This is a genomic window from Streptomyces sp. NPDC002463, assembly GCF_042889835.1.
Taxonomy (GTDB): Bacteria; Actinomycetota; Actinomycetes; order Streptomycetales; family Streptomycetaceae; genus Streptomyces; species Streptomyces nymphaeiformis.
In genome coordinates this window covers 853,940-866,732 of the sequence record NZ_JBIARL010000001.1, presented here as the reverse complement: position 1 = coordinate 866,732, position 12,793 = coordinate 853,940, and the positions used below count along the sequence as shown (strand labels likewise).

7 protein-coding genes are annotated in these 12,793 nt (G+C 72.0%); all 7 read right to left on the bottom strand.

The genetic code is table 11. The features are described 5' to 3' along the window. Positions 1–22 precede the first annotated feature (22 nt). Positions 23–2,233 (bottom strand): FG-GAP-like repeat-containing protein, encoded by a 2,211-nt coding sequence (locus tag ACFYX3_RS04065; RefSeq protein WP_389007693.1) that lies wholly within the window; start codon positions 2,231–2,233, stop codon positions 23–25. A 119-nt stretch (positions 2,234–2,352) separates the two neighbouring features. Further along, a complete protein-coding gene (locus ACFYX3_RS04060; protein ID WP_389007691.1) occupies positions 2,353–4,572 on the bottom strand; it encodes an FG-GAP repeat domain-containing protein in 2,220 nt (739 codons plus the stop codon). A gap of 98 nt (positions 4,573–4,670) precedes the next feature. After that, positions 4,671–6,947 carry an FG-GAP repeat domain-containing protein gene (locus tag ACFYX3_RS04055; protein WP_389007689.1) on the bottom strand — a complete coding sequence of 759 codons (2,277 nt, stop codon included), beginning with the start codon at positions 6,945–6,947 and terminating at the stop codon, positions 4,671–4,673. 104 nt (positions 6,948–7,051) lie between these two features. After that, complete coding sequence (locus ACFYX3_RS04050; RefSeq protein WP_389007687.1) at positions 7,052–9,283, bottom strand: FG-GAP repeat domain-containing protein; 2,232 nt, start codon at positions 9,281–9,283, stop codon at positions 7,052–7,054. A 192-nt stretch (positions 9,284–9,475) separates the two neighbouring features. Next, a complete protein-coding gene (locus tag ACFYX3_RS04045; protein WP_389007685.1) occupies positions 9,476–11,713 on the bottom strand; it encodes an FG-GAP repeat domain-containing protein in 2,238 nt (745 codons plus the stop codon). A 105-nt stretch (positions 11,714–11,818) separates the two neighbouring features. Further along, a complete protein-coding gene (locus ACFYX3_RS04040; protein WP_376588436.1) occupies positions 11,819–12,325 on the bottom strand; it encodes a DUF664 domain-containing protein in 507 nt (168 codons plus the stop codon). A 129-nt stretch (positions 12,326–12,454) separates the two neighbouring features. Continuing rightward, positions 12,455–12,658, bottom strand: coding sequence for a cold-shock protein (locus tag ACFYX3_RS04035; RefSeq protein WP_030208785.1), 204 nt, complete (start codon positions 12,656–12,658; stop codon positions 12,455–12,457). Positions 12,659–12,793 lie beyond the last annotated feature (135 nt).

Below are 12,793 nucleotides of genomic sequence, written 5' to 3'. Positions count from 1 at the left end.
TCTCTGCTGGTCCGCGGACCGGTCAGAAAACGGTGGTGAATCCACTGCCGTTCTGGATCAGCTGGTAAGGCCCGAACGGGGCCCTCCAGTTGCCGGTGCCCTGGTAGCGGTAGGCATAGCCGCCGACTCTGGTGGTGACGAGGAGGTCGGGGCGGCCGTCCCGGTCGATGTCGCCGATGCCGACGATGTTCGCGTACGAGCCCCAACCGCCTCCGATGCGGGTGCGGGGTGCGAAGGTGCCGTCGCCCTTGCCGAGGTAGAGCCAGAGGACGCCGGCGGTGTCGCGGGCGACGAGGTCTCCGGCGGGCCCTCCGCCGATGTCGCCGGTGGCGGTGAGGTTGTTGTAGACGGTCCAGCCGCCGCCGATGCGCTTGCGCGGGGCGAAGGGCTTCGTCGCGTCACCGGTGGACTTGTAGAACCACAGGGTGCCGGCCGTATCGGCGGCGACGAGGTCCGTACGGCCGTCGCCGTCCAGGTCGCTGCCGCCCGTGATCTGGCGGTAGACCTGCCAGCCGCCGCCGATGCGGACGCGGGGCGCCAGGGCGTGGCCGGCGCCCTGGTGGAGCCAGAGGACGCCGTCCGCGTCGCGGGTGACGAGGTCGGAGTGAGGGGATCCGGCGACGTCTCCGGGGCTGACGAGACGGTCGTAGACGCCCCAGGGGGTGCCCAGGGGTGACTTGGCGGGGTGGCGGACCGTCTCCCCGAAGAACTGGCTGCCGTCCAGGTGGAACAGCTGCCCCCGCTCCTCGACCAGCGGGTCCGGCACCCCGTTGTCGTTGAAGTCGTGCTGGACGGTCTTCCGGTCGATCCGGAGCGTGCCGGTCCGAGTGAGGGCGGGGCCGATGCCGTTGGACGGCTCCGCCGTCATGCGCCAGGTGTACGTGCCGTTGTAGGCGGCGATGCCGTCGGGGAACAGCCCGTTCCAGCGCGCGGTGTAGGTGCCGTTGGAGGGGTAGCCCCAGTCCTTCCACAGCACCTTCCCGGTCGCGGTGTGGACGAGTTCGACCTGCACGCTCGCGCTGCTTCTGCTGAAGGTCCAGGTCAGCGGTACGGGGTCGGGGGCGTGGTCGAGGTCGATCGCCTCGGGGACGTTCTGGCCCAGCAGTTCGAGCGAGGTCGGCCTGCCCGTGCTCGCCACGAGCTCGGTGACCGGACGGCCGTCCTGCCCGAGCGTGATCCGGTACAGGCCCTCGCCCTCGGCGACGGTTCCGCCCCGCACCAGCTGGGTGCCGTCGGGGCCCGGGACGGCGCTCGTCAGGTGGTCCAGGAGCTTGACCGTCTCACCGGACGTCAAGGACTGGGCGGTCAGGGCGTACAGGGGCTTCGGCTGGAGCGCCTGGTAGCCGCCAGGCTGTCCGTACAGCAGCCAGTCACCGGCCAGCTCGATGGACAGGTTGCCGGACTGACCCAGGTGGACGCGCTTCGTCTCGTTGGTGTCGCGGCGGACCACGACCACGTCCGTCGTGTTGTAGGTGGGCCGCTCGATCCAGGCGATGTGGGTGGCGGACAGGGCGACGTCGCCGTCGTAGTTCCCGGCCGGCTGCGTCTCGTACTGCTCCACGACCGCGTGCTTCTCGACGTCGACCACGGCGATGTGGGTGCCCGGCGATCCGTCGTACACGTCCGCGTACCGGACGAGGAGGATGCCGGGCTGGTCCACGGTGAGACGCCTGATGACGGCGGTCTCGGGCAGACCGGTCACCTTGTCGTCGACGAGGGTGCCGTTGGCTCTGCCGATGAGGTGGACTTCGCTGCCTCCGGCCGCGGTGGCCTTCGTGGTGACGAGGGTGGACGGCCCGATGGCCCTCCCCGCGCGGTAGCCGTCACCGACGAGACCGACGTCGATCGTCACGGGCGCGGCTTCGGACGCCATGTCGCGAAGGGTGTGGACGGACCCGTCGACCGTCGTGAGGACGTCGGTCCGCCCGGGCGGCGCGAAGGTCCCGGAGGGCAGGGCGGTGGTGGAGCCGTCCGCGTACCGCGTCCACTCGTACGTCGTCCTGCCGTCGACGGTTCGGCCGGCGAGGAAGCCGGTACGGCCCGCTCCGGCGATGAACGCCCCGTCCGGGAACGGCAGGACGTCCTGCTCCGCCGACTGCCCGGCGGCGGCCGCCACGGCCCCGGTCGTCGTCGCCGACGCGGCGGCGGCCGTGGCCGTGGCGCCCGCCGTGACGGCGAGGGCGATCGCGACGGCCGTCGCGAGGTGGGGCCGGGATGTGCGTGCTCGGGACAAAGCGGTGGTCCTCCCCCAGAGGTGCGGGCGTGGGGATGTCTCCCCACGCCCGCAGGACCCCCGACAACACCGAATGGTTGTACGGCCGTTCCGGAAACTTTGTGGTTCCCCGGGACCGGTCAGAAGAGGGTCGCCGGCACCGTGGTGAGGGCGTCCGGCGTTTCGAGCCCGATCCGGCCCGAGAGCGGCGCCTGCCAGTCCCCGGTGCCCCGGTAGAGCGCGAGGCTCTCGCGGCGGCCGCCCATGACCCCGTTGACGACCACGTCGGCGCGGCCGTCGCGGTCGGCGTCACCGATGCCGACGATCTCGCCGTACCGGTCCCAGCCGCCGCCGATCCGTGTGCGGGCGGCGAAGGTGCCGTCGCCCTTGCCGAGGTAGAGCCAGAGGACGCCGGCCGTGTCGCGGGCGACGAGGTCACCGGCCCTGCCGCCGGCGATGTCGCCGGTGGCGGTGATCTTGTTGTAGACGCCCCAGCCGTGACCGATCCTGACGCGCGGGGCGAAGGGCGCCGACGTGTTGCCCGTGCCCTTGTAGAGCCACAGGTCGCCGGCCTTGTCCGTGGCGACCAGGTCGGGGCGGCCGTCGCTGGTGAGGTCGCTGCCGCCCGTGAGCCGGTTGTAGATCTGCCAGCCGCCGCCGATCTTCGTGCGCGGCGAGAAGCCCTTTCCGGTGCCGCTGTGCAGCCACAGGGCGCCGCTCCTGTCGCGGGCGACGACGTCGGCGTGCGTGGCCCCGGCGACGTTCCCGGGCGTGACGATCTGGTCGTACGCGTCCCAGCCGGTGCCGAGGACCGTCTTCTCCAGGGGGGTCGAGAAGCCGCCGAACCACAGCGTCCGGCGCCCGTCGACGGCGAACAGCGTGCCGCCGCTCCGGTAGAGCAGGTCGGGGGAGCCGCTGTCCGAGAAGTCGTGCGGGTGAGGCTTGCTCGCGACGGTGAGCGTGCCGGTCCGGACCACGGCGGGGCCGATGCCGTTGGCGGGCGTCGCCGTCACCTTCCAGATGTACACGCCGTTGGGGGCGGCGGTGAAGTCGCTGAGCAGGCCCTTCCAGGTCGCTCCGGCGTACCACGACTCCCCGTACTGGTACGAGGTCCACCGCTTCCCCGACGCGGGGTGGGTCAGCTCGACGTACGACTTGACGAGGCCGCCCCGGTTGAGCTTCCACAGCAGGCTCGTGTCGCCGCTCTCCGTGCTGAAGTCGATGGTGGCGGGGACCCGCTGCTCCACGATGTCGAGCGCGGTGGGCACGCCGGTGCTCGCGACGAGCGTGGCGGCCGGGGTGCCGTCCGGGTCGGGGGCGATCCGGTAGAGGCCCTCGCCCTTCTCGATCGTGCCGCCCAGAGCCAGCTGCTCGCCGCCGGCGCCGCCGCGCAGGGAGTCCACGCTGTCGAGCAGCTTGACCGTCCGTCCGTCCTTCAGCGAGCGGGCGGTGAGGGAGTACAGGGGGTTGGGGCTGTCGGCCTTGGCGCCCCCCGGCACTGCGTACGTCACCCAGTCGTCGCCCACCGATTCGAGCGCGAGCGAGGCTCCGTAGCCCAGGAAGGTCCGCGAGACCTCGGGCTCCCCCCGTCGCGCCACCGCGAGGGTGATCGCGCCGGTGGTCGGGTTCCGCTCGGTCCAGGCCAGGTGGGTGGCGGACGCGGTGGCGTCGGCGTCGGCCTGGGCCGCCGGAGTGGGGCGGTCCTCCACGACCTTCGCGGTCGCGGTGTCGACGAGGGCCACTCGGCGGCCGGACACTCCGTCCACCGTTCCGCTGTAAAGGACGATGACGGTGTCGGGCGAGGTCATGTTGACCCAGTGGAAGACCGCGTCGGCGGGCAGACCGGGGACTGTCCGGTCCACGAGCGTGCCTTCGGGCTTGCCGAGGAGGTGGAGGTCGGTGCCACCGCCGGTGCGCGGGGCCGACATCACCAGGGTGCTTCCGGCGAGCCGGTGGAAGGTGGCGGAGGAGCCGAGAGCGCTCGTGTCGATCACGACGGGGTCGGCGCCGGTCGCCATGTCGTACAGCTTCCGGACGCTTCCCTCCGTCTTCATCACGATGTCCGTCTGGACGCCGCCCCAGTACTCGCCCGCCGGCAGCGTCGTCGTCACCCCGTCCGCGTACCGCGTCCAGCGGTGGACCATGCCCGATGCCTCGTACACGCGCGTCAGGAAGCCCGACGGGCCGTTGCCGCCCACCCGGGAGCCGGGCTGCAGCGTGAGCACTTCCTGCTGCTCGGCCGCCTGGACGGCCGGCGGAGCCGCCACGGCCGGGGCGGCCGTCAGGGTGCCCGTCGTGACGGCGAGGGCGGCGGTGACGGCCAAGGCGAGCCGGCGGCGCGGGGGACGGGCGTGGGGCACGGGAGGCTCTCTCTCCAAGGGTACGGGCGCGGCGGAATCCGCCACGCCCGTACCCGACTCACGAGGAGATCGAAAGGTTGTACGCGATCAGAAGATGATCAGAAGATCGCGTTGAACCGGGCCGCGTCCGAGTGGACGCCCGTGAAGGACGCCGGCTGGAACGGGGCCGTCGCGTTGCCCGTGCCCGCGTACAGGCGGGAGCCGGCGGCGCCGACCGCGTACAGGTCGTTGAGGCCGTCGCGGTCGAAGTCGCCGGCGCCGACGAGGGAGGTGTACGCGCCCCAGCCGGAGCCGATCCTGGTCCGGGCGGAGAAGGTGCCCGCGCCCGTGCCCTGGTACAGCCAGAGGACGCCCGCGGTGTCGCGGGCGACGAGGTCGCCGGCGGTGCCGCCGGCGATGTTGCCGGTGGCGGTGATCTGGTTGTAGACGCCCCAGCCGCCGCCGACCCGGACGCGGGTCGCGTAGGGCGCCGCCCAGTTGCCGGTGCCCTTGTAGAGCCAGAGGACGCCGGAGGTGTCGGTGGCGAGGAGGTCGGGGCGGCCGTCGCCGTTCAGGTCGCTGCCGCCGGTGATCTTGTTGTACGCGTTCCAGCCGGAGCCGATCTTCGTACGCGTCGCGAACGTGCCGTCGCCCTTGCCGAGGTACTCCCAGAGGACGCCGGAGGCGTCGCGGGCGACGAGGTCGGCGGCGGAGGCGCCCGCGATGTTGCCGACGGCCTCCAGCTGGTTGTAGATCTGCCAGCCGGTGCCGATCTGCACGCGCTCGTTCGAGTAGACCTCCTGCGAGGACGTCACCTTGACGGTGTCGTCGCGGAAGAGGCGGCCGGAGGAGTCGCGGGCCAGGAGGTCCGCGCTGCCGTTGTTCGTGTAGTCGTGCAGGCCGGCCTTGCGCAGCACCTTGAACGTGCCCGTCTTCACCAGGTCGGGGCCTACGCCGTTGAGCGGCTTGGCCTTGAACTCCCAGGTGTAGTCGCCGCTCGGCGCGAAGCCGGCCATGCCGCCGGGGGCCGGGGCGAGCAGGCCGTTCCAGTTGAAGGTGACGACGCCGGTGTCGCGGACCGCGCCGTCGTAGCCGGACCAGGTCAGCTGGGTGGTCTTGCCGGTGGCGGTGTGCCGCAGGGTCACCGTGCCCTGGGCGTTGGACCGGTTCAGGGCCCAGGAGAAGGCGGCGTTGCCGCCGTTCGCGTCGAGGTCGACCGTGGCCGGGACGTTCGGCGTCGAGGCGAAGGCGAGCTCCGTCTTCTTGCCGGCCGTCGAGACGAGGGTGGCCTCCGGGATGCCGTCCACGCCGATCGCGATCCGGTAGACGCCCTCGCCGCCGCCCGCCACCGAGCCGCCGCGCACGAGCTGCGAACCATTGGGGGCCGAGGTCATGCTGTCGACGTGGTCGAGGAGCGTGACCGTGATGGACGGGTTGCTCAGGGAGCGGGCGACCAGCGGGAACTGGGAGGAGGTGTACGTGGCGGTGCCGCCGCCCTCCTCGGTCGTCACGGCCCAGCCGCCCACGATCGCGGCGTCGAGCCGGGTGCCGGGGTAGGTGGCGCCCAGCGGGACCGTCGTCCGCTGTCCCCCCTCGCCGCGCGGCACGGTCACGAGCTCGGCGGTGGTGTCGGTCGGCTTGGACACCCAGGCGACCTGGGTGGCCGTCAGGTAGATGCCGTTCCGCGGCGGCCGCGTGCCGACGGGGACGGTCTGCGTGATCGTGCCGGTGGCGAGCTCGACGGTGGCGAGGAAGTACTCGGTCTCTTCGTTGAGGCCCGTCTGGTACTGGATCAGTGCCGTGTCCGGGGTGGTGGCCGCGACCCGCAGGTTGTGCGCCAGGACCGGCAGCGCCAGGTCGCGGGTGACCGGCGAGGTGGACCCGCCGGCCGGACGGGTCATGAGGAACGCGTCGAGCGCGTTCACGCGGCTGCGGTCGTAGTACGCCATGACCAGGGTCTCGCCGGCCACGCCCGCGAGGGCGTAGTTCCCGTCGCCGTACGTCAGACCGATCGGCGCGGCGTCCGGGTGGGCCATGTCGAGCAGGCGGTAGCGGGTCTCGGTCGGCTTGTGCGCCACGACGAAGTCCGAGCGCCCGCCGTCGTACACGTAGGCGGGGTCCAGGGCCTTGGTCGTGCCGTCCGCGAAGCTCGTCCAGTAGTACGTGTTCACGAAGTTGGAGCTGGTCCGGCGGGTGAGGTAGCCGGTGCTGCCCGCGCTGACGAGGTGGGCGTCGTCGGCGATGACGCCGACGGTGTCGGCGGCCTCGACCGGGGCCTGGATGGCCGCGGGGGCCGCCGTGGCCGGGGTGGTGACGGTGAGGGCCGCGCCCGCCGTGACGGCGAGGACGGCGGTCACGGCGGCGGCGAGCCGGCGCGGGGAGGTACGGGTGTGCACGTGATCGGTCCTTCGTGAGGAGGGGGAAGGAACGGGGCGCGCCGTCGGCGGCGCGCCCCGGTGCAGCAGGTCGTACGGGTACGCGGGTGAGCGGGTCGTACGGGTCAGGAGACGCTGTTGAACTTCGTGCCCTCGCCCGCGTACAGGTTGGTCGTCTGGCGGCTGAACGGCGCCGAGTACGAGCCCGTGGAGCGGTAGACGTACGTGCCGCCCGCCCCGTACGCGATCAGGTCGGGGCGGCCGTCGTTGGTGACGTCACCGGCGCCGACGAGCTGCGAGAAGGACCCCCAGCCGGAACCGATCTTCGTCCGGGCGGCGAAGGTGCCGTCGCCCCGGCCGAGGTACAGCCAGAGGACGCCCGCGGTGTCGCGGGCGACGAGGTCGCCGGCGGTGCCGCCGGCGATGTTGCCGGTGGCGGTGATCTGGTTGTAGGCGCCCCAGCCGCCGCCGACGCGGACGCGCGCGGCGAAGGGGGCGGTGGCGGAGCCGGTGCCCTTGTAGAACCACAGGACGCCGGAGACGTCGGTGGCGAGGAGGTCGGAGCGGCCGTCGTTGTTGAGGTCGGAGCCGCCGGCGAGCTGCTTGTAGCCGCCCCAGCCGCCGCCGATCTTCACGCGCGGGGCGAGGGTGCCGTCGCCCTTGCCGAGGTAGTGGTAGAGGTAGCCGGAGCCGTCCAGGGCGATGTAGTCGCCGTGGGCGGAGCCCGCGATGTCGCCGACGGCCTCGATCTGCTTGTAGATCTGCCAGCCCGTGCCGATCTTCGTCCGGCGGGCGGTCTTGGCCTGGCCGCCGACCGGCCAGTCGAAGAGGTCGTCGCGCCACAGGTTGCCCGTGGCGTCCCGGGCGATGACGTCGGTCGAGCCGTTGTTGTTGAGGTCGTGCGCGTTGGCCTGGCGCTGGACCTGGAAGGTGCCCGAGAGGCTCGTCGAGCCGCCGATGCCGTCGGTGGGGACGGCGGTGGCCTTCCAGGCGTAGGTGCCGTTGGGGGCGCTGACGCCGTCGAGGAGGCCGTCCCAGACGAAGGTGAGGCGCTCGCCCGGGGCGGTCGCGGTCAGGCGCTTGGTGAGCTTCTTGCCGGTGCCGACGTGCGTGAGCGTGACATCGACGGCGGCGTTGCCGCGCGACAGGGTCCAGGACAGGGACGGCGTGGAGCCGGCCTTCTCCAGGTCGATGACCGAGGGGACCGAGGAGTCGGTGAACTGCACGCTCATGGCCCGGCCGGTGCTGTTCTCCAGGGTGACCGTCGGGGCCGTGCCGGCGCCGCCGGAGATCCGGAAGAGGCCGTCGCCGTCCTGGCCGAAGCCGCGCACGAGCAGGGTGCCGTCGGGGGCGTGGGCCGCGGTGGAGAAGTTGTCCAGGACCTTGTACGGCTGGGCGTTCGCGTCGGTGAGGCTCCGCGCGTACAGCGGGCTCGGGGACTCGCCGGTGGCGGTGCCCGGGACGCCGTAGAGGACGGTGTCCCCGACGATGCCCGCGATGACGGCACGGGCCAGGTCGCCGGTCAGGGGGAAGCGCGCCGTCGTGGTGGTGCCGAGCTTCTGCGCGCTGAACTCCAGGCCGCCTTCCTGCGCCGCGTGGATCCATCCCTTCCAGCTGCTGGTGAGGGCGCCGGTCGACGACTGGTCCCACTGGCCGGTGCCGGAGCTGCCGCCCCAGTCGACGACGGAGCCGCTGCCCACGTTGGACGTGGCCGTCCAGTACACGATGCGGTCGGTGGGGACGTACGGCTCCCGGACGCTGCCCAGGACGACGAAGTCGCCGCCGCGAGAGGCGACGACCTTGTAGTCGACGTTCTTGGGGCGGGAGGAGATCTTGGTCTTCTGGACCATCCCGTTGGTGTACGTGACCTGGTACAGGTCGTTGTAGTCCTCGGTGGTCGGGACGCTCACGAAGAGGGTCCGGCCGACCACGCCCACGAGCTTCGCCCCGGCGCCGACGGTCCCGATGTTGATCGACGAGTACGCGGGCTGGGCGGCCTTCATGTCGATCAGCACGAAGTAGCTGCCGCCGTCGCTCGTCACGACGGTGTCCGAGCCGGTGTCGTAGGCGACCGAGCCCGTGTGGATCGGCAGCACCGAGCCGTCGGCGTACTTGTGCCACTCCAGGAGCGGGTTGCCGCCCTCGTCCTTGCGGGTCGTGAGGTAGCCGGTGGTGCCGACGCTCACCACGTCGGCGTCGACGGCCAGGTTCGCCTCGGTGGCCGCCTGCGCCCCGGTGACGGCGGCCGGGGCGGCCGCGACGGCCGGGACGGTGACGAGCGTGCCGGTCACCGCGGTGACCGTGGACAGCGTGAGCAGCGCGGCGGCCAGTCGGCGCCCGGACAGACGGTGCTGCAAGAAAACCCCCAGTGAAAACGGGCACGGCGCACGCCGTACCCGTTTTCAGACTCTTGATCGACTAGTGGGGTTGTACGCAAGTCGAAGGAATTTTCGGGATGTTGTGCGGAAGGAGTGAACTCCCGTACGGCCCATGGGAGGTTGTGCGCGCCCCGGCCGGAGATCGCCCGGGGTGCGCGGTCAAGTCGTATGTCAGGCCAAGTGGTTGTAGGTGACGGCCGTGGTCCAGAAGCGGTACGGAGAGGTCTCCTCGCGCGGCCGCAGCGGCGCCGCCCAGTCGCCCGTCCCCCGGAACAGGGACCCTTCGGTGTACAGGTCCGGGCGGCCGTCCCGGTCGGCGTCCCCGATCCCGACCAGCCGGCCGAAGCCGCCCCACCCCTCGCCGCTCCGGCTCCGGGGCGTGAACGTGCCGTCGCCCTTGCCGAGGTAGAGCCAGAGGACGCCGTACCGGTCGCGGGCGAGGAGATCCCCGGCAGGTCCCCCGGCCAGGTTTCCGACCGCGGTGAGCTGGTCGTAGCCACTCCAGCCGCCGCCGATCCTCTTCCGGGCGGCGAAAGGCGCGGTGTCCCTGCCGGTGCCCGGGTACATCCAGAGCACACCGGCCGTGTCGACGGCGACGAGGTCGGCGCGTCCGTCGCCGGTCAGGTCGCTGCCACCGGTGAGCCGGGTGTAGACGCCCCAGCCGCCGCCGATCCGCATGCGGGCGCTGAAGGTGTCGTCGCCGCGCCCCTTGTACAGCCACAGCACCCCGGCCTTGTCGCGGGCGACGAAGTCGCCGACGCCCGAGCCGCCGAGGTCCCCGGTGGCCTCGATCTTGTCGTAGATCCCGTAGCCCTGCCCGACGACCTTGAAGTGGTGCTCCTGGAGGACCTCGTAGCCGCTGCCCGCGTCCCTGCTGCGGAAGGTGTCCGCGAGCAGCAGCCGGCCCGTGGTGTCCCGCATGAGCAGGTCGGGCGAGCCGTCGCTGTCGAAGTCGTGCGGCTGCGGCTTGCTGCGGACCACCGTGAAGGAGCCCGACTTCGTCATCGTCGGGCCGATGCCGTTGAGCGGCTTGGCGTCGATCCGCCAGGTGTACGGGCCGGCCGGAGCGCCCGTCGACCGGTCCGGTTCGCCCGGCCAGGCGACGTCCCCCGCCCAGACGTAGTGGGCGTAGGTGAAGTCCGAGGCCTGCTCCGCGAGCGGATTGATGCGTTCGACCTTGGTGTCGCCGGTGCGGGTGTTGCGCAGGGTGAGGGTCATCTCGACGTTGATGCGCGAGAGCCGCCACTCCAGGTCGAAGGTCCGGTTGCGGCTCAGGTCGATCGTCGCCGGAATGCTGTGGCCGAGCAGGTCGACCTTGGTCGGCTCGCCGCTGGGCGCCAGGAGGGTGGCGACCGGCACGCCGCCGGTCCCCGGGGCGATCCGGTACAGGCCCTGACCCTGGGCGACGGTGCCGCCGTGGACGGCGTTCGTGCCGTCGGGCCCGTCGACGTCCGAGACGACGTGGTCGAGGAGCTTGCGGGTCGTGCCGGTGTTCAGGTCGCGGGCGGTGAGCGCGAAGAGCGGGCCGGGCTCGTAGGCCCGCAACCCGTCGACCTGGCCGTACGTGACCCAGTTGCCCACCAGGCCGAGCGCCACGCGGTCCTGCGCGGCGAGCGGGATCCGCTGGACCGTGCCCGTGGCGCGGTTCAGGGCCACCACGGTGGCGCTCCCGCCGGCGGGCTGCTCCGTCCAGGCGACGTACGTGGCGGACACGGCCGCGTCCCGGAGGTTCGGGGCCGCGTGGTGGGAGGTCACGGCGCCGGTCGTGAGGTCGAGGAGCGCCCACGCGGCGCCCGAACCGGTCCGGTAGGTGATCAGGGCGCTGTCACCGGCGACGCCCACGGCCCACAGCCCGGTGGCGTCCGCGGGCAGCCCGGTCACCGACCGGGACGCCGGCAGGCCGCCGTCGGCGGGGGTGTGGAGGCGCAGGCTCCTGCCGCCGGCCCCGTTGGAGGAGGAGACGAAGAGGGTCGAGCGCACGGCGCCCGCCACCTGGCTGTCCGTGCCGTACCGCGCGAGGTCGACCCGGAACAGCTCCGTGCCCGCCGCCATGTCCCTGAGCGTGACGGTGCTGCCCGCCTCGTCGATCACGATGTCGGAGTCACGGGAGCCGAGGACCGTGTGACCGGTCGGGAAGCCGGTCGCGGTGCCGTCCGAGAGCCGCGTCCAGCGAGCGGGGCCGGGTGCCTCCGCCGGCCAGGTGAGGAAGCCGGTGCGGCCCAGGCTCCACAGACCTGCCTGCTGCGGGTACGGGGCGGTGGTGGTGGCCGTGCCGGCGGTGACGCCCGTGGGCGGCGCGGCGACGGCGGGTGTGGCGAGCGCACCGGCCGTGACGGCGAGTGCGACGAGGGCCGCAGCGCCGAGACGGCGGCGCCGGCGGGAAACGGGTATGCGGATGCGGTGGTCCATGAAAGGCCTCCCCCTGGAGCTGAGGCGGCCGGTGGTGCCCCCCCCAACCGGGACATCGCCTCTCGTCAAGATCGGCGGGAGGCTATCAGCCGCCGCCGTCCGACGTCATCGCCGCTCCACCATGCCCCGGACGTACGCCGCCTGCCCCGCGTGCTGGAGGTCGTCGGCGATCACCGACACGAGCCGGACGCCGAGGGTGACCGGAGGGTCCCAGCGGGTGTCGACGATGCGGTCCAGGTCCGCGTTCGTGACCGTACGGATCAGTTCCTCGGTACGGGCGTGCACGGCGTCGTGGTAGCCGAGCAACAGCTCCGCCGGGGCGCGGACCGCGTCCACCTGTGCCCTGGTCATCCCGTAGCCGGTGGCGGCCTTCGGGAACGGCAGCCCGAAGCGGTCCGCCCAGCCGTCGGAGGTCCACAACTGGTCCGTGTCGAAGGCGTCGGCGAGGTGATCGTCCTGGACGCGGGTGAGGTGCCAGACGAGCCAGGCGACGGAATTCGCGTCGGGATCGACCCGTACGGCGAGCTCGTCGTCCGTCATTCCCTCCACGGCCTCATGGACGACCTCACGGATCCGCCCGAACGCATCGACCAGCAGCCCGGCACTGTTCATGCCTCCACGGTCACCTCCCCGCCGGGACCCCGCAACGGGAAAAGGCAGGAGCCCCGCTCGTGCCTGGCGGCACGGAGCGGGGCTCCTTGGGTACTGCTCTAGTCGTGCGCGCTCGCCGACCCGGGCAACTTAGGCCGGGGTGACGTTCTCCGCCTGCGGGCCCTTCGGGCCCTGCGTGACGTCGAAGGTCACGAGCTGGTTCTCCTCGAGCGAGCGGAAGCCGTTCGCGTTGATCGCGGAGTAGTGGACGAAGACATCCGGGCCGCCGCCGTCCTGGGCGATGAAGCCGAAGCCCTTTTCAGCGTTGAACCACTTCACGGTTCCGGTAGCCATGAGCCCTCCTATGGGCCAAAGGGTCGCCCTGCTCCAGAACCTGCAAACAAGTCTGAAAACTACAAAAGCCTGCGGGTCACATGCTCCGCAGGCTCTGTACTGCAAGGGAAACCAAACTGCAACTTGCGTTGAGCG